Source organism: Streptomyces sp. NPDC047017 (genome assembly GCF_040644175.1).
Lineage (GTDB): Bacteria > Actinomycetota > Actinomycetes > Streptomycetales > Streptomycetaceae > Streptomyces.
Genome location: NZ_JBEYVW010000013.1, coordinates 180,191 through 202,520, shown reverse-complemented (window position 1 = coordinate 202,520; position 22,330 = coordinate 180,191). Strand labels below are relative to the sequence as shown.

The window sequence follows — 22,330 nt, the reverse complement described above, 5'->3', positions numbered from 1 at the left end:
GGGCACCGGCCCGTAGGCTGCGCGCATGAGCATCATCGGGGTCGGGATCGACGTGGCCGAGATCGACCGGTTCGCGGTGTCCCTGGAGCGGACGCCCGCACTGGTCGCACGGCTCTTCGTGGAACGCGAGCTGCTGCTGCCCAGCGGCGAGCGCCGGGGCATGGCCTCGCTCGCGGCCCGGTTCGCCGCCAAGGAAGCGGTCGCCAAGGCGCTCGGCGCCCCGGCCGGACTGCTGTGGACGGACGCCGAGGTGTACGTCGAGGACAGCGGCCGCCCCCGGCTGCGGGTCAAGGGCTCGGTCGCCGCGCGCGCGGCCGAACTCGGGGTGCGCTCCTGGCACCTGTCCCTCAGTCATGACGCGGGGGTGGCCTCCGCGGTGGTGATCGCGGAGGGGTAGCCGGGCGGCTCAGCCCGCGCCGGCGTCCACGACCCGGTAGGCGAGCACCGTGGCGTCGTCCGCCGTGTGCGCGCCGGTCAGCCGGTCGACCACCGCCCGGACGAACGCCTCCAGCGCCCGGTCGCCCGGCGGGACACCGGCGCCGGCGCACGCCTCGACCGTGCGCAGCAGCCGCGCGGAGTCCCGGTCGAGGTCCGAATCGCGGCGCTCGATCAGCCCGTCCGAGTACAGCAGGACGATGTCACCGGGGCGCAGGACGGTCTCGGCGGCCGTGTAGACCGCCTCGGGCAGTACGCCCAGCGGCAGGCCGGGGCCGCCCGGCGGCGGGTCGAGCAGCCGCGGCCGGCCGTCGCGCACCAGGACGGGCGGCGGATGGCCCGCGCACGTCCAGCGCAGCAGGCCGCGGGCGGGGTGGTAGCGGGCGATGACCGCGGTCGCGGTGGACTCCTCGCCGTCGTCGCAGGCGACCGTGTTCAGCCATGCGGTCAGCCGTTCCACCGGCTCGCCGGTGTACGCCAGACCGGCCAGCGCGTACCGCAGCTTCGCCATCAGCGTGACCGCGTCCAGCCCGTGCCCGCGGGCGTCGCCCAGCGCGACCAGCAGCTTGCCCGAGGGCAGCACGCGGGTCTTGTACCAGTCGCCGCCCACCCGTGCCGTGCGCCCCTCGGGGCGGTAGACCGCGGCGGCCTCGATCCCGTGCTCGGCCAGTTCCGCCGGGAAACCGGGCAGCACCGCGTCCCGCAGCCGCTCGGCCACCTCGGCGACGGTGTCCGCCCGCTCCCGCTGGGCCCGGGCCTCGCGGGTGGCCCGTTCGGCCAGCGAGCGGGCCACGCGGTCGCCGGTCACGTCGTGCAGCACCGCGCGGACCACCCACACCGGCCCCGCCGCCTGCCGCACCGGCTCGGCGACGAAGCGCACGACCCGCCGCCCGCCCGTGGCCAGCCGCAGATCGCAGTCCGCGAACCGGGTGGTGGACAGCAGGATGTCGTGGACCGCCCGGTACAGGGCGTCCAGGCTCTCCGGCGTCACCATGGCGCCCAGTTCCAGCAGGCCGGGCGGCGGCTCCCCGGCCGGCAGGCCCAGCACCTCGCGCAGCCCCGAGGACTCCTCGACCGTGCCGTCGCCGAGGTTCCACTCGACCCAGCACACCCGGGCCAGGCGCTGCGCCTCCTGCGCCATCAGCGCCTCGTGCCCGCGCTCCCAGCTGAGCAGCAGCAGCTCCTCGAACGGGATCACCCAGACGTCGCTGCTGATCCGGATCACCTCGCCGCCGGGCACGGGCAGCGGCCAGTCGGCGGGCTCGGGGCCCTGCGCGAGCCCGGTGCGCCACGCCTCGCGGAGCAGGCGCAGCACCGGCGTGCCCGCCATGGTGGGGAAGCGGTCGAACAGCAGGACCGGGCCGGTCCACGGCGGCATCGCGCCGCGCGGCAGCTGGTGCTCGGCGTACTCGCGCGCGGCCCGGTTGTGGCCCATGTAGAGGAACTCCGGGTCCGCGCCCGGCTCGCCGGGCACCGGGCGGATGATCGTGAACGGCACCGGCACGGCGTCCACCAGCTCACGCAGCGGGGAGTCGACCGCGGTGGCGGGGCGCGGCAGCGGGCCGGGGCCGGGCGGTTCGCGGCCGGGCGCGGAGCGGGCGTGGACATGCCGGCTGATCCGGAACCGCTGCTCGGTCAGCAGCAGTTCCAGCGCCTGGAGCCGCAGCCGGCGCGATGGGCCGCCGGGTGCCGCCCGCGTGTGCGGCACGTCGGACCCGGCCGGTTCGTCCGCCATGTGCTCGCGCCTCTTCCCTCGGGTGTGCGGGCCCGGTACGGGCGATCACCTCACGCCGGTGATCCCTCCAAGCCGGTGATCACTTCCTGCCGGTGATCACTTCATGCTGGTCGAGCCGTTCGCGGACGGCCACCCGGCCGCGCCCCGGACATCCCGGCTTCATCCCGAATCGTCCCGATACATCCCGCGCGTGCCGGGTGCCCGTGCACGCCCGCACGTATGCGGGGCAGACTCGACCGCATGCGTACCGCGTACAGCGTCGAGACGGTCAGGACAGCCGAGCACGCCCTCATGGCGGGACTCCCCGACGGCGCGCTCATGCGGCGTGCCGCCGCCGGGCTCGCCGCGGCCTGCGCGGACCTGCTGGGACGGGTCTACGGCAGCAGGGTGGTGCTGCTCGTCGGCAGCGGCGACAACGGCGGCGACGCCCTGTACGCCGGGGCGCGCCTGGCCCGGCGCGGCGCCGGTGTCACCGCCGTCCTGCTCGCCCCCGACCGCGCCCACCCCGGCGGCCTCGCGGCCCTGCGCCGGGCGGGTGGCACGGTCACCCGTCCGGACGCGGCCGGTCCGCGGCTCGACGGGGCCGATCTGGTCGTCGACGGCATCGTCGGGATCGGCGGCACGGGCGGGCTGCGCCCCGAGGCCGCGGCCCTGGCCGGGCGGGCGGCCCGCTCGCGCGCCGCCGTGGTCGCCGTGGACCTGCCCAGCGGGGTCGAGGCGGACAGCGGCGAGGTGCGGGGGGCGGCCGTCCGCGCCGACCTCACCGTCACCTTCGGCACCCACAAACCGGCCCTGCTCGTCGACCCGGCCCGCGAGTACGCCGGCACGGTCCGCCTGGTGGACATCGGCCTCGGACCCGAACTGCCCGCCGTACCGGAGCTGGCGGCCCTCCAGCACGCCGACGTGGCCGCCCTGCTGCCGGTGCCCGCCGCCGAGAGCGACAAGTACCGCCGGGGTGTCGTCGGCATCGCGGCGGGTTCGGCCCGCTATCCGGGCGCGGCCGTGCTCGCCGTGTCGGGCGCGCTGCGCGGCGGCGCGGGCGCCGTGCGCTACGTCGGACCGGCCGGGGACGCCGTGATCGCCCGCTTCCCCGAGACCCTGGTGTCCGACCGGGGCCCGCACGGGGCGGGCCGGGTGCAGGCGTGGGTGGTGGGGCCCGGCGCGGGGGACGACGCGGCGACCGTGGCCGAGGTGCTGGACACGGACGTGCCCGTCCTGATCGACGCCGACGGCCTGCGGCTGGCCGACCGCGACGCGGTACGGGCCCGTACCGCGCCCACCCTGATGACCCCGCACGCGGGCGAGGCCGCCGCGCTGCTCGGCGTGGCGCGCGAGGAGGTGGAGGCCGCGCGGCTGGCCTCCGTGCGGGAACTCGCCGCCCGGTACCGGGCCACCGTCCTCCTCAAGGGCTCGACCACCCTCGTCGCCGGCCCGGACGGCGGACCCGTACGGGTCAATCCGACCGGTACGTCCTGGCTCGCCACCGCCGGCAGCGGCGATGTGCTGTCGGGACTGGCCGGCTCGCTGCTGGCGGCGGGCCTGCCCGCCCTGGACGCGGGCAGCGCGGCCGCCTACCTGCACGGCCTGGCCGGCCGCCTCGCCGCATCCGGCGCCCCGCTCGGCGCCCACGACGTGGCCGAGGCGATCCCCCGGGCTTGGCGGGATGTACGGGACTGAGGGGGCCGGCGTGGGGGAGCGGGGTGACTGACGTGGCCCTGCGGCTGTGGTGGCGAGCGGCGGTGAGGGGCCGTCAGGCGGGGGAGGAGAGGGGGGCGGGGGCGCGCCGTATGCGGGAGGGCGTGCGCCGGTAGCACCGCGCCCCGCACCCACCGCACCACGCACCACGCACCCACCGCACCACGCACCACGTGACGCACCACGTGCCCACCGCACCACGCGCCTTTGCGCCGCGCCCCCACGCGCCCGCTTCTCTCCACCCCTCCACCCCCGCCACGCCCCGCACCGCACCCCGCCGCCCCTACGGCCTCCACCCCCGCCCGCCCCTCTGAGACACTGGGGGCGCGATGAACGAGACAGCACACCCGCGGACGGCCCCGTTGCGCGCCCGCGCCGAGATCGATCTGGCCGCTCTGCGGGCCAATGTGCGCGCCCTGCGCGAGCGGGCGCCCGGTGCGGCCCTGATGGCCGTGGTCAAGTCCGACGCGTACGGCCACGGCGCCGTCGCGTGCGCCCGCGCGGCCGTGGCCGCCGGGGCGGCCTGGCTGGGCACCGCCACGCCCGAGGAGGCGCTCGCGCTGCGCGCCGCCGGGCTGACGCCCGCTCAGGTGCGCGTCCTGTGCTGGCTGTGGACGCCGGGCGGCCCGTGGCGGGAGGCCGTCGAGGCCGACGTGGACGTGTCCGTGAGCGGCCTGTGGGCCCTGGCGGAGGTACGGGAGGCGGCGCGCGCCGCAGGCCGGCCCGCGCGCGTGCAGCTCAAGGCCGACACCGGACTCGGCCGCAACGGCTGCCAGCCCGCCGACTGGCCCGCCCTCGTCACCGAGGCGCTGCGCGCCGAGGCCGAGGGACTGGTCCGCGTCACCGGACTGTGGTCCCACTTCGCCTGCGCCGACGAGCCGGGCCACCCCTCCATCGCCGCGCAGCTCGCCCGCTTCCACGAGATGGTCGCCCACGCCGAGGCGCGGGGCGTACGCCCGGAGGTGCGGCACATCGCCAACTCGCCGGCCCTGCTCACCCTGCCCGAGACCCACTTCGACCTCGTCCGGGCCGGCATCGCCCTCTACGGCATCTCGCCCAGCCCCGAGATCGGCACCCCGGCCGACTTCGGGCTGCGCCCGGTGATGACCCTGACTGCCTCGCTGGCCCTGGTGAAGCACGTGCCGGGCGGCCACGGCGTCAGCTACGGCCACCACTACGTCACCCCGGGCGAGACCACGCTCGGCCTGGTGCCCGTCGGCTACGCGGACGGCATCCCGCGTCACGCCTCCGGCACCGGACCGGTCCTGGTGGGCGGCAAGCTGCGTACGGTCGCGGGCCGGGTCGCCATGGACCAGTTCGTGGTGGACCTGGGCGGCGACGAGCCCGAGGTCGGCTCGCCTGCCGTGCTGTTCGGGCCCGGCGACGCCGGCGAGCCCACCGCCGAGGACTGGGCGCAGGCCGCGGGCACCATCGCGTACGAGATCGTCACCCGCGTCGGCGGCCGCGTGCCGCGCGTCCATGTGCACGCGGACGAGGACGGGGCAGACGAGGACGGGGCAGACGGGCACGGGGCGAGGGAGACGGCAGGGGACGGGGAGCGTTCCACGCGGGGAGCGTGACGCGCGTCGCGGAACACTTCCGGTCAGGCGCGTACGCTGCGCGGGACCGGCCGCCCTCGCGCGGACCGAACACCAGTACGTCATACGTCGTCACACGGAGGAGCGGTACGTGAGCGAGAGCAGTGCGGTGGCCGCCGCCTCGGCCGCGGGCGCCGGCGGCTGGCGCCGGGCGACCGGCATAGCGGGCGCCGCGCTGGGCGTGGTGGCCGCGGGCGCCGCCGCCACCGTCGCCGTCGAACGGATGACCGTCGGCCGGGGCATGCGCCGCAAGGCCCGGCTCGCCCTGGACGCCGCGGGCCCGTACGGGACCCTGCGCGGCCGGCCGGGCAAGGCGTACGCCGACGACGGCACCGAGCTGTACTACGAGGTCGACGACCTCGACCCGGACACCGCCGCGCACCTGTCCCCGCGCCGCCGCCGGCTCTTCGGCAGCAGGCAGCCCGCTCCCGTCACCGTCGTCTTCAGCCACGGCTACTGCCTCAGCCAGGACTCCTGGCACTTCCAGCGCGCCGCGCTGCGCGGTGTCGTCCGGACCGTGCACTGGGACCAGCGCAGCCACGGGCGCTCCGGGCGGGGCGTGGGGCAGGCCCGTGACGACGTGCCGCTCACCATCGACCAGCTCGGCCGCGATCTGAAGGCCGTGCTCGACGCCGCCGCGCCCGAGGGTCCGATCGTGCTGGCCGGGCACTCCATGGGCGGCATGACGGTGATGGCCCTGGCCGCCCAGTACCCCGAGCTGATCCGCGAGCGGGTCGTGGCCACCGCCTTCGTGGGCACCTCCTCCGGGCGGCTCGGCGAGGTCAACTTCGGGCTTCCGGTGGCCGGCGTCAACGCGGTGCGCCGGGTGCTGCCCGGTGTGCTGAAGGCGCTCGGGCAACGCGCCGAACTGGTGGAACGGGGGCGGCGGGCCACCGCCGACCTGTTCGCCGGGATCATCAAGCGCTACTCGTTCGCCGGGCGGGACGTCGATCCGGCGGTCGCCCGGTTCGCCGAACGGATGATCGAGAACACGCCGATCGACGTGGTCGCGGAGTTCTACCCGGCCTTCACCGACCACGACAAGACCGGCGCGCTGGCCCTGTTCACGGACATACCCGTGCTGGTGCTGGCCGGGGTGCAGGACCTGGTCACGCCCAGCGAGCACAGCGAGGCCATCGCCGGCCTGCTCCCCGACGCGGAACTGGTGCTGGTCCCGGACGCCGGCCATCTGGTGATGCTGGAGCACCCCGAGGTCGTCACCGACCGGCTCGCGGACCTGCTCGCGCGCGTCGGCGCGGTCCCGGCAGGCGCTACCGTGGGTGGACATGGAAGCACCAGCAGCACCGCACAGCCCGGCTGAGCCCGGGTCCGCCGCGATCACCATCACCTCTCCCGACCAGATGCGGGAGCTGGGCCGCCGGCTCGCCGGGCAGCTGCGCGCGGGGGACCTCGTGATGCTCAGCGGCGAACTCGGCGCGGGCAAGACCACGCTGACCCGCGGCCTGGGCGAGGGCCTCGGCGTGCGCGGCGCCGTCACCTCCCCGACCTTCGTGATCGCCCGCGTGCACCCCTCCCTCGGCGACGGCCCGCCGCTCGTCCATGTCGACGCGTACCGCCTGTCCGGCGGGCTCGACGAGATGGAGGACCTGGACCTGGACGTCTCGCTGCCGGAGTCGGTGATCGTCGTGGAGTGGGGCGAGGGCAAGGTCGAGGAGCTGACCGACGAGCGGCTGCAGATCCTCATCCACCGGACCGTCGGCGGCGCGCCCGCCCGGGAGGCGGAGCCCGGCGGCCAGGACGCGGACGAGGTGCGGCACGTGACGGTGACGGGCATCGGCCCGCGCTGGACGGACGTGGACCTCGGCGCGCTGACCGTCTGACCGCCTGACCGCCTGACCGCCTGACCGCCTGAGTGTCCGACCGCCGGACCGGCTGACCGGCGTGTTCCGACAGTGCGTCGGCAAGTCTTGCGCCGGGCGTCCCGGGCGTGGTCACATGGGATCCAGCTCGTGGTTAGGTCTACCTAACCACGCCCGCCCCCGGCCTTCAGGAGGCGCCCATGCCGGCCACCGAGCACCAGCCGCGGCCGTACGCGACCGCCGGTGTGCGCATGAGCGACCTGCTGGCCTCCTGCGCCGCGGCCGAGGCGGTCTCCCGCCCGCCGCGCGCCCCGGAGCCCGCCGCGCCGCACTCGGACGCCCGCCAGGACGCACTGCCGGACACTCGTCCGGACACCCGTCCGGTGGACGAGCACCGGCGAGCGGCGTAGCCCTGTCGGATGACGGCTCGGCCCTGCCGGTTGACGGCTCGGCCTCACCGGATGACGACGACCTTCTGGCCGATCGTCGCGAACATCCACATGGCCTCGCCGTCCGGCCGCGACTCGCGGATGCCGCCGGTCTGCACCGTCCCGGACGTGTCGCTCTCCGGCGTCGCCTCGTCGTCCACCGGCGCGCTGAAGCCGATCACGACCCCGTTCACGCCGGCGAAGCGCACGACGTGCTCGACGGGCACCCCGTCGGTCCCGGTGATCGCCTTCGACCGCGAGGTGACCGCGTACGTCCCCGGCGCCGGGTCGACGGTGCCCGCGGTGACCCGGAAGGTGTTCTCGACGTGGCCGCCCGCCCCGACCAGCCACACCCGGTCGTCGTCCACCGAGTACACGACCCGCTCCCCGGTGCCGGAACCCCCGGGCAGCGCGGCCGGGTGCCGCCGGTCGCGCGGGGCCTTGGTGGCGCCGGCCGTCGGTGACGCCGTGGCACCGGCCCTGCTGCCCAGGCCCGGCGGCACGGTCGCCTGGGCCCGGTAGGCGAGGAAGCCGACCGCGGCGACGGCGGCCGCCGTGAGCCCGGCCACGAACCCCGCGCTGCTCCTCGCCACGGTCGCCCACCTCCGCGTCAGTCACCGCGCCGGCCGCTGTGCCGGTCCGTCCCGGTCGCCGCGCGATTTACCGGTTTGTGACGGTAGCAGCCGGAATGTGGCCGCCCCGGGCGACCGTGCCGACGCCCCGGGAGCCGTAGGCTGTTCGCGTGCTCTTGCTCGCTCTGGATACCGCCACCCCCGCCGTGACCGTCGCCCTGCACGACGGCACGGACGTCATCGCCTCCGCCGCCCAGGTGGACGCGCGCCGGCACGGAGAGCTGCTGCTGCCGGCCGTCGACCGGGTCCTCGCCGAGGCCGGACTGAAGCTGGACGCCGTCACGGCCGTCGTGGCCGGCACCGGCCCCGGCCCCTACACCGGACTGCGCGTCGGCCTGATGACCGCCGACACCTTCGGGCTCGCCCTGGGCGTCCCGGTGTACGGCGTGTGCACGCTCGACGGGCTCGCCTACGCGGCCGACGTCCCCGGCCCCTTCGTGGTGGCCACCGACGCCCGCCGCAAGGAGGTCTACTGGGCGCGCTACGCCGACTCCCGCACCCGGCTGACCGACCCGGCCGTGGACCGTCCCGCGGACATCGCCGGCCAGGTCGCGGGGCTGCCCGCGGTCGGCGCGGGCGCGCTGCTCTACCCGGACACCTTCCCGCAGGCGCACGAGCCCGAGCACGTGTCGGCCGCCGCTCTCGCCTCGCTGGCCGCCGAGCGGCTGGCCGCCGGTGAGGAGCTGCCCGCGCCCCGGCCGCTGTACCTGCGCCGGCCGGACGCCCAGGTGCCCAAGAACTACAAGGTGGTCACCCCGAAGTGACCGGACCGACGACGACCGGGAGCGCCTCGCACGTGCTGCGCGAGATGCGCTGGTGGGACATCGACCCGGTGCTGGACCTGGAGAAGGCCCTCTTCCCGGAGGACGCCTGGTCGCGGGGCATGTTCTGGTCCGAGCTGGCGCACTCCCGCGGCCCGGAGGCGACCCGGCGCTATGTCGTGGCCGAGCAGGACGGCCGGATCACCGGGTACGCCGGCCTCGTCGCCTCCGGTGACCAGGGCGACGTCCAGACCATCGCGGTCGCCCGTGACCACTGGGGCAGCGGGCTCGGCGCCCGGCTGCTGACCGAACTGCTGCGCGCCGCCACCGCCTTCGAGTGCACCGAGGTGATGCTCGAATGCCGGGTGGACAACGTCCGCGCCCAGCAGCTCTACGAGCGCTTCGGCTTCGCCCCCATCGGCGTCCGGCGCGGCTACTACCAGCCGGGGAACGTGGACGCCCTGGTCATGCGCCTGTCCGATCCAGCAACCTCCGTCAACGGCGTACAAGGAACCTGAAGACCATGGCTGACACCCGGGACGAGCCGCTCGTCCTCGGCATCGAGACCTCCTGCGACGAGACCGGCGTCGGCATCGTGCGCGGCACCACCCTGCTGGCGGACGCCGTCGCCTCCAGCGTCGACGAGCACGCCCGCTTCGGCGGTGTGGTCCCCGAGGTCGCCTCGCGGGCGCACCTGGAGGCGATGGTCCCCACCATCGACCGCGCGCTGAAGGAGGCGGGGGTGAGCGCGCGGGACCTGGACGGCATCGCGGTCACCGCCGGTCCCGGCCTGGCCGGCGCGCTGCTGGTCGGTGTCTCGGCGGCGAAGGCGTACGCCTACGCGCTGGGCAAGCCGCTGTACGGCGTCAACCACCTCGCCTCGCACATCTGCGTGGACCAGCTGGAGCACGGCCCGCTGCCCGAGCCGACGATGGCGCTGCTGGTGTCCGGCGGCCACTCCTCGCTGCTGCTGTCCGCCGACATCACCTCGGACGTCCGCCCGCTGGGCGCGACGATCGACGACGCGGCCGGCGAGGCGTTCGACAAGATCGCGCGGGTGCTGAACCTGGGCTTCCCCGGCGGCCCGGTCATCGACCGGTACGCGCGCGAGGGCGACCCGGCGGCGATCGCCTTCCCGCGCGGCCTGACCGGCCCGCGCGACGCGGCGTACGACTTCTCCTTCTCCGGCCTCAAGACGGCGGTGGCCCGCTGGATCGAGGCCCGGCGGGCGGCGGGGGAGGAGGTCCCGGTGCGGGACGTGGCGGCCTCCTTCCAGGAGGCGGTGGTGGACGTCCTGACCCGCAAGGCCGTGCGCGCCTGCAAGGACGAGGGCGTGGACCACCTGATGATCGGCGGCGGCGTGGCCGCCAACTCCCGGCTGCGCGTGCTCGCCCAGGAGCGCTGCGAGCGGGCCGGCATCCGGCTGCGGGTGCCGCGCCCCAAGCTGTGCACGGACAACGGCGCGATGGTCGCCGCCCTCGGCGCGGAGATGGTCGGCCGCAACCGCGCGGCCTCCGACTGGGACCTGTCGGCGGACTCCTCGCTGCCGGTCACCGACCCGCACGTCCCGGGCGCCTCGCACAGCCACGGTCACAGTCACAGTCACGGGCACGACCATGTGCACGAGGTCAGCAAGGAAAACCTGTACCCGTGACGGTCGCGCTGATGTGGGAGGCCCGCGCGGCGGACGGCCGGGGCGGGGAACTCCTCGACTGGGCCCGGCGGCAGGCACTCTCCCCGCGGCCGCTGCGCCGGGAGACCCTGCGCGCCCCGCAGGACCGGGTCCTGGTCATCACGTGGTGGGACGCGGCGTACGACGCCGAGCTGCCGGAACTGCCCGAGCCGGACGCGGGGTTGGTCACCCGGGCCGTGCACCGCTGGCGGTTCGAGGCGGTGCCGGACGAGCAGGGCGGCCCGGTCGGCTGAGATCGGCTGGGCGTGGTGCGCCACCGCCCGGATGCGCTATGATCATTACACGCAAGCGGGTGAACGAAAGCCCGCGAGCAGTGCGTTGGTGGTCCAAGGAAAGACGCCCCGCTTCCTGCGGGGAAATGCAGGTGCAAGGCCTGCCCGGCGCTCCATGAGAACCCCGTCCCGGTCTTCCGGGGCGGGGTTCTGTCGTTTTGTAGTCCTGTAGTCCTGTAGTCCTGCCGTTCTGCCGTTCCGGACGACGCTGCCGCCGTCGCTCCGCTCAGGGCGCCTGCTGCTCGGTGCCGCAGTGCAGGCACTTCAGCGCGGCCTCGGGCAGATCGTCCGACAGGCAGGCCGGGCAGGACTTGGTGCGGACCGGGTCCTTGAAGACCGTCACGCCCCTGCGGCCCTGGAAATGCTTGTAGGGCAGCACGATGAGGAAGTACACGACCGCCATGAAGATGAGGAAGTAGACCAGCGCCGAGAGGAACGCCCCGATGTCCAGGTAGGTCGCCTTGTTCCCCGGCCTGCCGAGCTGCCAGCCCAGGCCGGGCGAGGTGCCGCCCTGGGCCCGGGCGATGACCGGGCCGATCACCGAGTCGGTGAACGCCTTGATCAGCGTGCTGAACGCCAGGGCCACGATCAGGCCGACGGCCACGACGACGACATCGCCGCGCATCAGGAAGTTCTTGAAGCCCCGCAGCATCGATGCCCTCGCCTCCGCGCCCGTCCGGCACCGCGCGGCGGCCGGGCCACCCGGCCGCCGACGGCTCCCGCTCGTCGCCTCCACCCTCGGCGCGCACGGCACGGCCCGCACCCGGAGCGCCGCCGACCGGGGGCTCGGGCGACCGGGGCTCGGTCGGCCGGAGTCGAGGCGGCCGGGGGCTCAGGCGGCCGGGGCGGGGTGCCCGAGCAGCATGGTGGGGGCGCCCGCGACGCGGGTGAGGAAGACGGTGAGCGCGGCGCGGCCGTGCGGCTTCGGCAGTGCCTTGCGGCGCAGTTCCTCCGGCTCGACCGCCGAGCCGCGCTTCTTCACGGTCAGCGTGCCGACCTCGCGCTCGCGCAGCAGGGCCTTCAGCTTCTTGAGGTTGAAGGGCAGCTGGTCGGTGATCTCGTAGGCGGTGGCGTACGGGGTGGGGCGCAGCGTGTCGGCGGTGATGTAGGCGATGGTCTCGTCGATCAGGCCGCCGTCGAGTTCCGCCGCCGCCTCGGCGACCAGATGGGCGCGGATGACGGCGCCGTCGGGCTCGTACAGGAAGCGGCCCAGGGGGCGTACCGGCGGATCGGGCAGGCCGCGGCCGCGCAGGGTGCGCGGGCCGGGCAGCAGGGTCGCCCGCACCAGTCCCGGCTCGGTGCCGAACCACAGCACCGCCTCCTTCACGTCCCCGCCGTCGGAGATCCACTCCGCCTCGGCCTGCGCCGGGACGGCCTCGTGGGGGATGCCGGGGGCGACCTTCAGGGCGGCGCGCGGTGCCTTCAGGGCCGCCTCGACGGCCCAGGACAGCGGCGGCGAGTACGCCTCCGGGTCGAACACGCGCCCGCGCCCGCCCCGCCGCGCCGGGTCGACGAAGACCGCGTCGTACGCCGAGGTGTCCACCTCCGTCACATCCGCCTCCCGCACCTCGATCAGGCCGGACAGGCCCAGCGCCTCGGCGTTGGCGCGGGCGGTGGCGGCCGTCACCGGGTCCCGGTCGACGGCGAGGACCCGGACCCCGGCGCGGGCGAGCGCGATCGCGTCACCGCCGATCCCGCAGCACAGATCGGCGAGCGAGGTGACGCCCAGGTCCTTCAGCCGCCGCGCCCGGTACGCCGCCACACTCGCCCGGGTGGACTGCTCGACCCCGTTGGCCGTGAAGAACATCCGCGCCGCGTCCTCGTCCCCGAACTTCGCCGCCGCCCGCTGCCGCAGCCGGGCCTGCCCGAGCGCCGCCGACACCAGCTCGGCGGGGTGGTCGCGGCGCAGCCGGGTGGCGACGGCGAGTTCGTCGGCGGGGGCGGTGCCGCGCACCTCGTCCAGGAGGGCGCGGCCCTCGGGGCCGAGCAGGGCGGTGAAGGCGTGGAGTGGGTCGGTCACCGGCTCATTGTCGGCCAATCCGGTGGATGGTGTGCCGCCGGCCGAGGTGTCGCGGCGGAGGCGGGGGCGCGGGCTGCGAGGATCCGGCGCCATGAGTGTAGTAGTACAAAATGACAAAAATCGCACCCTGGGCCCGCTGCGCCACCTGCGCCCCCTGCGCCCCCGGGGACGCAAGGCGGCGCCGCACGCCGCCCTCGCCGTGCTCGCCGCGGCCGCCCTCGCCTCCGGCTGCTCCGGGCCGCAGAGCGGCGCGGACGCGCCCGTCCAGCCCGCCCAGGGGCAGCAGCGCCTCCAGGCGCCCCCGGCGCGCGCCCTCGACTCCTACGCCACCCGGCTGCGCGCCTCCGCCGCCGCGCGCGCCGCCGCGGCCAAGCGCTGGGGGCTCGCACAGGTCCCCCTCACGCCCCCCGCGCCCCCGGCCGTCAAACCGGTCATCCAGGCCCGCGCCGGCTTCGAGGTGGACCACCAGGAGGACTGGGGCCTGCCCCCGGTCTTCACCACCGTCCCCACCAAGGACAAGATCCTCTTCCTCACCATCGACGACGGCGCGGAGAAGGACCCGGCGTTCCTGCGCATGATGGACGAGCTGAAGGTCCCCTACTCGGCCTTCCTCAGCAACTACCTCGTCAAGGACGACTACGGCTACTTCCGCAGGGCGCAGTCCCTGGGCAACACCCTCAACAACCACACCCTGCACCACCCCTACCTGCCCGGTCTCTCCTACGACGAGCAGCGGCGCGAGATCTGCGACATGCAGGACATCATGCAGAAGCAGTTCGGCAAGCGGCCCCGCCTGCTGCGCCCGCCCTACGGCAACTACAACCAGGACACCCTGCGGGCCGCCAAGTCCTGCGGCATCCGGTACGCGCCGATCTGGAACGAGGAGGTCTACGTCGACCACTGGGAGTTCCGCGAGGACGACCAGCGGCTGCGCCCCGGCGACATCGTGCTCACCCACTTCCGCGGCACCGACGAGTGGAACGGCACGATGGTCGACGACATGCGCCGGTTCCTGAACTACGCGACGGCCCACGGCTACGCGGTGGCCCGGCTGGAGGACTACCTGTGAGACCGCGGCCGTGGCCGCGGCGCACGGCCGCCGCCCTGCTCGCGGCCGCGCTGCTGCTCCTGGCCGGCTGCGCGCCGTCCGTCGACCCGATCGAGCGGCTGGGCCGCAAGGCGGCGCAGCGGGTGCGGCCCGCGAGCCCGGCGGCCGACCGGCCCTACCTTCGCTGGGGCCTGGCGGCCCCGCTGCCCGTGCCGCCGCGCCCGCCGGCCCGCACCACCGCCGCCCGCACCCGCACCGGCCCCCCGGTCCTGGACCACGTCGACACCCCGGACCGGGTCGTCTTCCTCACCTACGACGACGGCGCCGAACGGGACCCGCGCTTCGTCGACATGGTCCGCGAACTGCGCCTGCCCATCGCCGTGTTCCTCACCGGCAGCGCCGCCGGACCCGGCTCCGGGCACTTCGCCCGGCTGCGCGCGGCCGGCGCGGACCTGCAGAACCACACCCTGGACCACCCCGCGCTGCGCGGGGTGCCCTACGCGGGCCAGCGCGCCGAGATCTGCGGCCAGCGCGACCGGCTGCGCGCCCGCTTCGGCGCCCGCTCGCGCCTGCTGCGGCCGCCCTACGGCTCGTACGACACCACGACCCTGCGCGCCGCCGCCGACTGCGGTGTCCGCGCGGTCGTCCTGTGGCGGGCGTCGATGAAGGACACCGGCCTGCGCTTCGCCCACGGCCCGCACCGCCTCGGCCCCGGCGACATCGTCCTCGTCACCTCGGACGACGACGACCCCGCCGCCTCCCTGCACGAACGCACCACCCGAATCCTGCGCACCCTCCAGACCCAGGGCCTGACGGCGGGCAGGCTGTCGGACTACCTGTGACTCGGACCACCTGTGACCCGGACTACCTGTGACTCGGACCACCTGCGACTCGGACCACCTGTGACATGGGGTTGGCATGACCGGCCCGTCCGGCGCTTGAGGGCGAGGCCGTCCAGGCCGAAGCGGGGGCCTGGGGGCGGCGGCCCCCAGGGACGTCCGCCACAAGAAACAGCACCCCTCACCGAGGCCCAGAACAAGCCCCCACCCCGCGACGCGCCACGAGGCAATTGGCACTCCGCTTGACCGAGTGCTAACGACGGTCATAGTCTCGGCTCTGGCACTCCCCACCGGAGAGTGCCAACACAGCGACGGGCAGGTCCGGCACCCGCGACGACGGATCGACCTGGTCGCCACCTCAGACAGTTAACCCCGTGAGATCTCCGAAGGGGGAGGTCGGATCGTGACGACCGCCAGCTCCAAGGTTGCCATCAAGCCGCTTGAGGACCGCATCGTGGTCCAGCCGCTCGACGCCGAGCAGACCACGGCCTCGGGCCTGGTCATTCCGGACACCGCCAAGGAGAAGCCCCAGGAGGGCGTCGTCCTGGCCGTGGGCCCGGGCCGCTTCGAGGACGGCAACCGCCTTCCGCTCGACGTCCAGGTCGGCGACGTCGTGCTCTACAGCAAGTACGGCGGCACCGAGGTGAAGTACAACAACGAGGAGTACCTCGTTCTCTCGGCTCGCGACGTCCTCGCGATCATCGAGAAGTAAGTCACCTCAGCATTCCCGCTGTGAACTGCGCCCTTGGCCCCCGCAACCGATAAGAAGCCGGGCGCCCGGGGCGCAGTTTCTTTTTCACCCAAGATTTCCGAGAGGGCTCCCGCTGCCATGGCGAAGATCCTGAAGTTCGACGAGGACGCCCGTCGCGCCCTCGAGCGCGGCGTCAACAAGCTTGCCGACACGGTCAAGGTGACGATCGGCCCCAAGGGCCGCAACGTCGTCATCGACAAGAAGTTCGGCGCCCCGACCATCACCAACGACGGTGTCACCATCGCCCGTGAGGTCGAGATCGAGGACCCGTACGAGAACCTGGGCGCCCAGCTGGTGAAGGAGGTGGCGACCAAGACCAACGACATCGCGGGTGACGGCACCACCACCGCCACCGTGCTCGCCCAGGCCCTGGTGCGCGAGGGCCTGAAGAACGTGGCCGCCGGTGCCTCCCCGGCGCTGCTGAAGAAGGGCATCGACGCCGCGGTCAAGGCCGTCTCCGACGACCTGCTCGCCTCGGCCCGCCCGATCGACGAGAAGTCCGACATCGCCGCCGTGGCCGCGCTGTCCGCCCAGGACCAGCAGGTCGGCGAGCTGATCGCCGAGGCGATGGACAAGGTCGGCAAGGACGGTGTCATCACCGTCGAGGAGTCCAACACCTTCGGCCTGGAGCTGGACTTCACCGAGGGCATGGCCTTCGACAAGGGCTACCTGTCGCCGTACTTCGTCACCGACCAGGAGCGTATGGAGGCCGTCCTCGACGACCCGTACATCCTGATCAACCAGGGCAAGATCGGCTCCATCGCGGACCTGCTGCCGCTGCTTGAGAAGATCATCCAGGCGAACGCCTCGAAGCCGCTGCTGATCATCGCCGAGGACGTCGAGGGCGAGGCGCTCTCCACCCTCGTCGTCAACAAGATCCGCGGCACCTTCAACGCCACCGCGGTGAAGGCCCCCGGCTTCGGCGACCGCCGCAAGGCGATGCTCCAGGACATGGCCGTCCTCACCGGCGCCACCGTCATCTCCGAGGAGGTCGGCCTCAAGCTCGACCAGGTCGGCCTTGACGTGCTCGGCTCCGCCCGCCGCGTCACCGTCACCAAGGACGACACCACGATCGTCGACGGCGCCGGCAACAAGGCGGACGTCGAGGGCCGCGTCGCCCAGATCAAGGCCGAGATCGAGACCACCGACTCCGACTGGGACCGCGAGAAGCTCCAGGAGCGCCTCGCGAAGCTGGCCGGCGGCGTGTGCGTGATCAAGGTCGGCGCCGCCACCGAGGTGGAGCTGAAGGAGAAGAAGCACCGTCTGGAGGACGCCATCTCCGCGACCCGCGCCGCGGTCGAGGAGGGCATCGTCTCCGGTGGTGGCTCCGCGCTGGTGCACGCCGTGAAGGTCCTGGAGGGCAACCTCGACAAGACCGGCGACGAGGCCACCGGTGTCTCGGTCGTCCGCCGCGCCGCCGTCGAGCCGCTGCGCTGGATCGCGGAGAACGCCGGCCTGGAGGGCTACGTCATCGTCTCCAAGGTCGCCGAGCTGGAGAAGGGCAGCGGCTACAACGCCGCCACCGGTGAGTACGGCGACCTGGTCAAGGCCGGCGTCATCGACCCGGTCAAGGTCACCCGCTCCGCCCTGGAGAACGCCGCCTCCATCGCCTCCCTCCTGCTGACGACCGAGACCCTGGTCGTCGAGAAGAAGGAAGAGGAAGAGCCGGCCGCCGCGGGCCACGGCCACGGCCACGCCCACTGAGGCGACCCGCCCAGCTGACCGCCGGTGCCCGGCATCCCCTCGGGGGTGCCGGGCACCGGCGCGTCCGCCGCCCGGAAGCCCGGTCGGCTCAGCCTTCCAGCTCGCCCAGCTGCTGCATCAGGCCCAGCTGGTCGCGCTGCCACCACAGCTCGGCGAAGGTGCCGCGCGCGCCGCGCCGGAAGAGGGTCGTGCCGGTCATGGTGACCCGCCGCCCGGTGGGGGCGATGCCCAGGAACTCGCCCCGGTGCACGGCGTCCCACCGCCAGCGGGCGCAGGCGCGGTCGTCCTGGACGAGCACGTCCTCGACGGTGAAGGCGGAGTCGAAGGCGTCCCGCCACATCCGGTACTCGCGCCGGATCGCGTCCAGCCCGATGGTGTCCTGCGCGTTGACCGGATCGTGGCTGTGGCAGTCCTCGTCGATGAGGTCGTTGAGCGGGGGCAGCTCACCGGCGGCGGTCAGCGCCGCGAAGAAACGGCGCACCGCGGGCCCGGCGAACCGCTCGTCCCGTACGACCTCCAGGTCGGTGAGGACGGGCAGCTCGTCGCAGAGCGCGACCAGGCCGCGGAAGACGTCGTCGGTCTCGGGCAGGTTCGAGGCCCGCATCGCCTCCTCGTACGACGCGAACTCCACCATCTCCACGATGTGCGCGCCGTCCGAGCGGTCCTTGCCGACCAGCGCGTGGGTCGCGGCCCGCCTGCCGCCGGTCCGCTCGACCCAGGTGTCCAGCAGCCGGTTCATCTCGTCCAGCCGGCTCGTCCGGCACTCGATGAGCTGTACGAAGGTCATGGCACCGCCTCCGGCCCCCCTGACCCGGTCGTGTCACCGCCATTTTCCCACCGGCCGGCCGCCGGGGCGACGACGCCGCCCGGCCGCCGCCGGCCGCGCGCGGCACCGCCGGACGGGCGCGGCACCGCAGCCGCGCGCGTCACAGCGGGCCGCCGTGCGTCACTGCGGGCCGTACTTGCGTCCCGTCTTCGACGTGACCCCGCCCAGCAGGCCCCGCGGGGCCAGCTTCACCAGGCCCATCAGCGCCTTGTAGCGCGGGTCCGGGACCGACAGGGACCGGCCGCGGGCCAGGTCCGCCAGGGCCGCCGCGACCAGCTTGTCCGCGTCCAGCCACATCCAGCTCGGGATGTTGTCCGTGCCCATGCCGGCCCGCTGGTGGAACTCGGTGCGCACGAAACCGGGGCACAGCGCCATCAGCCGTACGCCGCTGCCCGCCAGGTCGCGCGCCGCGCCCTGGGTGAACTGCACGACCCACGACTTCGACGCCCCGTAGGTGCCGCGCGGCACGAACGCGGCCACCGAGGCCACGTTCACCACGCCGCCCCGGCCGCGCTCGCGCATCGCGGCGGTGGCCGCCGAGGTCAGCCGCAGCACCGCCTCGATGTGCACCTTGAGCATCCTCAGCTCGTCGGCCATCGGCACGTCGAGGTAGCGGCCCTTGTTGCCGAAGCCCGCGTTGTTGACCAGCAGGTCGACCGGGTTCCTGCGGTCCGCCAGCCGGGCGGCGACCGTCTCGATGCCCTGGTCGGTGGCCAGGTCGGCGGTCAGCACCTCGGCCTCGACGCCGTGCCGGTCGTGCAGCTCGGTCGCCTGCTCCGTCAGCCGCTCGGTGTCGCGCGCCACCAGGACGAGGTCGTGCCCGTCCGCCGCCAGCCGCCGCGCGAACGCGGCACCGATGCCGGCGGTCGATCCCGTAATCAGAGCCGTTGTCATGGCGAAAGGTTAGTGGTCCCGGCGGCCGGTTCCCGATCTGCGCACAGGCCCTCCCCATCCGTGCACACCGGCTGCCGAGCGGACGTCAGCCCACATACGTGTCCGCGTACTTCCGCGCCGCCGCCAGTGACTCCGGATGCAGCGCCGTACCCGCCGCCAGCAGGCGCGGCAGCAGGGACCGCTCGGTCGTGGAGGCACGGAACTGCAGCGCCACGGTCACGTCGTGGTCCGGCCGGTGCACGATCTCCACCGGATCACCCGGACGGACCTCACCCGGCTCGATCACCCGCAGGTACGCGCCCGGCGCACCCCGGAGCGTGAACCGCTTCACCCACCCCTTCTCACCCAGATGGCCCTGGAAGGTCCGGCACGGGATCCGCCCGCTGGTGACCTCGAGCAGCACCGAGGGACCGGCCGCGGGCCCGATGCGCCACCGCTCGCCGATCAGCGCGCCGGAGATGTCCAGTCCGATGGTGGTCAGGTTCTCGCCGAACGAGCCGTCGGGCAGGGCGCGGCCCAGCTCGCGCTCCCACGCGTCCAGGTCCTCGCGGGCCACCGCGTACACCGCCTGGTCGTCGCCGCCGTGGTGCCGCGTGTCGCACACCGCGTCCCCGGCCAGCCCGCTCGCGCCGACGCCCTTGGGGCCGGGCGCCGCCACCCGCACCGGCCCGGCCACCGGCCGCTTGTCGATGCCGGTCACGCCCTGCGCCTGGTCGGTGTACGGCACGGCCCGCGCCCGGCCCACGTTGACGGAAAGAAGCCTCATACCCGCACGGTAGCGACCGCTCGTCAAAGTGTCGACGCGTTATTCGGTATCACGCCCAAGGTTGGCTTATGCTCGAAGGGTGATCGAGGCCCGCCATCTGCGCGTACTGCGCGCCGTCGCCGCCAGCGGCTCCTTCTCCGCGGCGGCCCGGGAACTGGGCTGCACCCAGCCCGCCGTCAGCCAGCAGATGAAGGCCCTGGAAGGCTCCGTCGGCACCCCCCTGCTGGTCCGCACCGGCCGCGAGATGCGGCTGACCGAGGCCGGCGAGGCCCTGGTGCGGCACGCGGGCGGCATCCTCGCCGGACTCACCGCCGCCGAGGAGGAGGTCGCCGCCATCGCCGGGCTGCGGGCCGGCCGGGTCCGCCTGGTCTCCTTCCCCAGCGGCAGCTCCACGCTCGTCCCGACCGCCCTGGCCGCGCTGCGCGCCGCCCATCCCGGCACCCGGGTCTCCCTGGAGGAGGCCGAACCGCCGCGCTCCGTGGAACTGCTGCGCGCGGGCGACTGCGACGTGGCGCTCGCCTTCCGCTACGAGGGCGCCGCGGGCGCCGAGGAATGGGACGACCTGGCCGTACGGCCGCTGCTCACCGACCGCCTGGTCGGCCTCGTGCCCGAGCGGCACCGGCTGGCCGGGGCCGACTCCATGGCCATCGCGGACCTCGCCGGCGAACCGTGGATCGCCGGCTGCCCGCGCTGCCGCGGCCAGCTGGTCGAGGCATGCGCGAGCGCCGGGTTCACGCCCCGTATCGACTTCGCCACCGACGACTACCCGGCGGTGGTCGGGCTGGTCGGCGCGGGCCTGGGCGTCGCCGTACTGCCCCAGCTCGCGGTCGAGTCCGTGCGCCCGCGAGGCGCCCGCACCGTCGCACTGGAACCGGCGGTGCGCCGGGAGATCGTCGCCCTGACCCTGCCCGACCTGGCCCAGGTGCCGACGGTGGCGGCCACCCTCGACGAACTGGAACGCGCCGGGGCCAGGTGACGGTAACGATGACGGTGACGGTGTGCGGTCCTGCCGTGTTGATCGTGACTGAATAAGAAGAAACGTTCCTTCAGTTGTTCGAGGCGGCGTCCCCGCTGGACGACGACGCCGCCGTCACCAGCCGGTTGCGCGCCCGCCCCATCAGTTCTTCGCGCTCGTCCTCGGTCAGCCCGCCCCACACCCCGTACGGTTCGCGCACCGCCAGGGCGTGTGCCGCGCACTCCGCGCGGACCGGGCACCTCATGCAGACCTCCTTGGCCGAGTTCTCACGAGCGCTCCGAGCCGCCCCGCGCTCGCCCTCGGGATGGAAGAAGAGCGAGCTGTCCACCCCGCGGCAGGCAGCAAGGAGCTGCCAGTCCCACAGGTCCGCATTCGGTCCGGGAAGGCGGGAGAAATCTGCCATTGCGTGACCCCTTGTAGCCGTTCGGTGGCGGATACGGTGCCGACGACCGTACATCTCCGATCTAAGGAGATGAAAATATGACTCATTGCGAATCTAGCCCTAGACACCTGGAAACGGGAAGAAAAGGGGCTGAATGGGGCATAGCTTGTGATGAAAAGTTGAGGGTATGACGTCTGTGTCTGCACTGTGTCCGCTCCCTCACGTAGAGTGCCGAAAACGGCGTACGGCCCCGTAACTCTTTCGAGTGACCGTCGTTGAGAGTGCGGAGGCGGTTGACCACACAAGCGCTCGGGCAGGCGTCCGAGGCGGTCGACCGCACAGGTGACGATTTCGTACCAGCCTGGAGGCTCAAGGTGACGCGCATCAGCTGCGGAGGGCGGCCATGACATCCGTCCTCGTCTGCGACGACTCCCCGCTTGCCCGAGAGGCGCTCCGCCGCGCGGTCGCGACCGTGCCCGGTGTCGAGCGTGTGACGACGGCGGCCAACGGCGAGGAAGTCCTCCGCCGCTGGGGCGCCGACCGCTCGGACCTCATTCTGATGGACGTACGCATGCCCGGACTGGGCGGCGTCGAGACGGTGCGGCGGCTGCTGTCCGCCGACCCCGGTGCGCGGATCATCATGCTCACGGTCGCCGAGGACCTCGACGGTGTGGCGCTCGCCGTCGCCGCCGGTGCCCGCGGCTACCTGCACAAGGACGCCTCGCGCGCGGAGCTGCGGGCCACCGTGACCCAGGCCCTGGCCGACCCCACCTGGCGGCTTGCCCCGCGCCGGCTGCGTTCGGCCGAGATGGGCGCGGCGCCCACGCTCACCGCGCGCGAGATCCAGGTCCTGGAGGGCATGAGCCACGGCCGCTCCAACGCGGAGATCGGCCGTGAGCTGTTCCTCTCCGAGGACACCGTCAAGACGCACGCCCGCCGGCTGTTCAAGAAGCTCGGCGCCTCGGACCGCGCGCACGCGGTGGCACTCGGTTTCCGGTGGGGCCTGGTCCGCTAGGGCCGATCCCCATGGGGGCCTGTCCGAAGGCCGGGCCGCA

General features: G+C 74.1%; 24 protein-coding genes. 16 read left to right on the top strand and 8 right to left on the bottom strand.

Features of this window, described 5'->3' with window-relative positions; all coding sequences use genetic code 11:
* The first annotated feature begins 25 nt into the window (after positions 1–25).
* Positions 26–397, top strand: coding sequence for a holo-ACP synthase (locus ABZ858_RS22545; protein ID WP_361381321.1), 372 nt, complete (start codon positions 26–28; stop codon positions 395–397).
* A 9-nt stretch (positions 398–406) separates the two neighbouring features.
* Here the strand turns inward: ABZ858_RS22545 and ABZ858_RS22540 are convergent, their stop codons facing one another.
* The gene (locus tag ABZ858_RS22540; RefSeq protein WP_361381318.1) at positions 407–2,170 is read right to left on the bottom strand and encodes a PP2C family protein-serine/threonine phosphatase; all 1,764 of its coding nucleotides are present in this window, start codon (positions 2,168–2,170) and stop codon (positions 407–409) included.
* A 240-nt stretch (positions 2,171–2,410) separates the two neighbouring features.
* Here ABZ858_RS22540 and ABZ858_RS22535 point away from each other — a divergent pair, with 240 nt between their 5' ends.
* The 5 genes from ABZ858_RS22535 to ABZ858_RS22515 all read left to right on the top strand — a co-directional run bounded on the left by ABZ858_RS22535 (position 2,411) and on the right by ABZ858_RS22515 (position 7,693).
* Positions 2,411–3,847: an NAD(P)H-hydrate dehydratase gene (locus ABZ858_RS22535; RefSeq protein ID WP_361381315.1), complete on the top strand. Its 1,437-nt coding sequence runs from the start codon at positions 2,411–2,413 to the stop codon at positions 3,845–3,847.
* A 347-nt stretch (positions 3,848–4,194) separates the two neighbouring features.
* The gene (gene alr, locus ABZ858_RS22530) at positions 4,195–5,445 is read left to right on the top strand and encodes an alanine racemase (RefSeq protein WP_361381312.1); all 1,251 of its coding nucleotides are present in this window, start codon (positions 4,195–4,197) and stop codon (positions 5,443–5,445) included.
* 109 nt (positions 5,446–5,554) lie between these two features.
* A complete protein-coding gene (locus ABZ858_RS22525) occupies positions 5,555–6,784 on the top strand; it encodes an alpha/beta hydrolase (protein ID WP_361381309.1) in 1,230 nt (409 codons plus the stop codon).
* Positions 6,750–7,304, top strand: a complete 555-nt coding sequence (gene tsaE, locus ABZ858_RS22520) for a tRNA (adenosine(37)-N6)-threonylcarbamoyltransferase complex ATPase subunit type 1 TsaE (protein ID WP_361381306.1) — start codon at positions 6,750–6,752, stop codon at positions 7,302–7,304. Before ABZ858_RS22525 ends, tsaE begins: the two co-directional genes overlap by 35 nt.
* 179 nt (positions 7,305–7,483) lie before the next feature.
* Complete coding sequence (locus tag ABZ858_RS22515; RefSeq protein WP_361381303.1) at positions 7,484–7,693, top strand: hypothetical protein; 210 nt, start codon at positions 7,484–7,486, stop codon at positions 7,691–7,693.
* Between the two features lie 44 nt (positions 7,694–7,737).
* Here ABZ858_RS22515 and ABZ858_RS22510 read toward each other — a convergent pair whose 3' ends face one another.
* On the bottom strand, positions 7,738–8,304 hold the full coding sequence (locus tag ABZ858_RS22510) for a hypothetical protein (RefSeq protein ID WP_361381300.1): 567 nt from the start codon (positions 8,302–8,304) through the stop codon (positions 7,738–7,740).
* 149 nt (positions 8,305–8,453) lie between these two features.
* On the opposite strand from ABZ858_RS22510, the gene tsaB reads away from it, so the two are divergent.
* Genes tsaB through ABZ858_RS22490 form a run of 4 tightly spaced genes read left to right on the top strand, consistent with a single transcriptional unit; the run spans position 8,454 to position 11,030 of the window.
* Positions 8,454–9,107: a tRNA (adenosine(37)-N6)-threonylcarbamoyltransferase complex dimerization subunit type 1 TsaB gene (gene tsaB / locus ABZ858_RS22505; RefSeq protein ID WP_361381297.1), complete on the top strand. Its 654-nt coding sequence runs from the start codon at positions 8,454–8,456 to the stop codon at positions 9,105–9,107.
* A gap of 44 nt (positions 9,108–9,151) precedes the next feature.
* Positions 9,152–9,622 carry a ribosomal protein S18-alanine N-acetyltransferase gene (rimI, locus tag ABZ858_RS22500; protein ID WP_361381544.1) on the top strand — a complete coding sequence of 157 codons (471 nt, stop codon included), beginning with the start codon at positions 9,152–9,154 and terminating at the stop codon, positions 9,620–9,622.
* A 5-nt stretch (positions 9,623–9,627) separates the two neighbouring features.
* Positions 9,628–10,758, top strand: a complete 1,131-nt coding sequence (gene tsaD, locus ABZ858_RS22495; protein ID WP_361381293.1) for a tRNA (adenosine(37)-N6)-threonylcarbamoyltransferase complex transferase subunit TsaD — start codon at positions 9,628–9,630, stop codon at positions 10,756–10,758.
* Positions 10,755–11,030, top strand: a complete 276-nt coding sequence (locus ABZ858_RS22490) for a hypothetical protein (RefSeq protein WP_361381290.1) — start codon at positions 10,755–10,757, stop codon at positions 11,028–11,030. The genes tsaD and ABZ858_RS22490 overlap by 4 nt, the downstream gene beginning before the upstream one ends.
* Before the next feature lie 265 nt (positions 11,031–11,295).
* On the opposite strand, the gene ABZ858_RS22485 is transcribed toward ABZ858_RS22490, so the two are convergent.
* Entirely contained in the window at positions 11,296–11,721 is a 426-nt protein-coding gene (locus ABZ858_RS22485; protein ID WP_361381287.1) for an MscL family protein, read from the bottom strand.
* A 180-nt stretch (positions 11,722–11,901) separates the two neighbouring features.
* Positions 11,902–13,089, bottom strand: a complete 1,188-nt coding sequence (locus ABZ858_RS22480; RefSeq protein WP_361381285.1) for a methyltransferase domain-containing protein — start codon at positions 13,087–13,089, stop codon at positions 11,902–11,904.
* Between the two features lie 91 nt (positions 13,090–13,180).
* Between ABZ858_RS22480 and ABZ858_RS22475 the strand changes: the two genes are divergently transcribed.
* From ABZ858_RS22475 to groL, 4 genes are all read left to right on the top strand, one after another.
* On the top strand, positions 13,181–14,158 hold the full coding sequence (locus ABZ858_RS22475; RefSeq protein WP_361381283.1) for a polysaccharide deacetylase family protein: 978 nt from the start codon (positions 13,181–13,183) through the stop codon (positions 14,156–14,158).
* The gene (locus tag ABZ858_RS22470; protein WP_361381281.1) at positions 14,155–14,979 is read left to right on the top strand and encodes a polysaccharide deacetylase family protein; all 825 of its coding nucleotides are present in this window, start codon (positions 14,155–14,157) and stop codon (positions 14,977–14,979) included. Before ABZ858_RS22475 ends, ABZ858_RS22470 begins: the two co-directional genes overlap by 4 nt.
* 400 nt (positions 14,980–15,379) lie before the next feature.
* Positions 15,380–15,688 (top strand): co-chaperone GroES, encoded by a 309-nt coding sequence (gene groES, locus ABZ858_RS22465; protein WP_086729066.1) that lies wholly within the window; start codon positions 15,380–15,382, stop codon positions 15,686–15,688.
* A 117-nt stretch (positions 15,689–15,805) separates the two neighbouring features.
* Positions 15,806–17,431, top strand: a complete 1,626-nt coding sequence (gene groL / locus ABZ858_RS22460) for a chaperonin GroEL (RefSeq protein WP_361381276.1) — start codon at positions 15,806–15,808, stop codon at positions 17,429–17,431.
* A gap of 88 nt (positions 17,432–17,519) precedes the next feature.
* Here groL and ABZ858_RS22455 read toward each other — a convergent pair whose 3' ends face one another.
* The 3 genes from ABZ858_RS22455 to ABZ858_RS22445 form a co-directional block, all read right to left on the bottom strand.
* Positions 17,520–18,218, bottom strand: coding sequence for an ester cyclase (locus ABZ858_RS22455; protein ID WP_361381273.1), 699 nt, complete (start codon positions 18,216–18,218; stop codon positions 17,520–17,522).
* A 159-nt stretch (positions 18,219–18,377) separates the two neighbouring features.
* The gene (locus ABZ858_RS22450; protein ID WP_361381270.1) at positions 18,378–19,151 is read right to left on the bottom strand and encodes an SDR family oxidoreductase; all 774 of its coding nucleotides are present in this window, start codon (positions 19,149–19,151) and stop codon (positions 18,378–18,380) included.
* A gap of 85 nt (positions 19,152–19,236) precedes the next feature.
* Positions 19,237–19,917: an MOSC domain-containing protein gene (locus tag ABZ858_RS22445; RefSeq protein ID WP_361381267.1), complete on the bottom strand. Its 681-nt coding sequence runs from the start codon at positions 19,915–19,917 to the stop codon at positions 19,237–19,239.
* Between the two features lie 79 nt (positions 19,918–19,996).
* On the opposite strand from ABZ858_RS22445, the gene ABZ858_RS22440 reads away from it, so the two are divergent.
* Positions 19,997–20,893 carry a LysR family transcriptional regulator gene (locus tag ABZ858_RS22440; protein WP_361381264.1) on the top strand — a complete coding sequence of 299 codons (897 nt, stop codon included), beginning with the start codon at positions 19,997–19,999 and terminating at the stop codon, positions 20,891–20,893.
* A gap of 70 nt (positions 20,894–20,963) precedes the next feature.
* Here ABZ858_RS22440 and ABZ858_RS22435 read toward each other — a convergent pair whose 3' ends face one another.
* Entirely contained in the window at positions 20,964–21,296 is a 333-nt protein-coding gene (locus tag ABZ858_RS22435; protein WP_361381261.1) for a WhiB family transcriptional regulator, read from the bottom strand.
* 382 nt (positions 21,297–21,678) lie between these two features.
* On the opposite strand from ABZ858_RS22435, the gene ABZ858_RS22430 reads away from it, so the two are divergent.
* A complete protein-coding gene (locus ABZ858_RS22430) occupies positions 21,679–22,290 on the top strand; it encodes a response regulator transcription factor (protein ID WP_003948568.1) in 612 nt (203 codons plus the stop codon).
* Positions 22,291–22,330 lie beyond the last annotated feature (40 nt).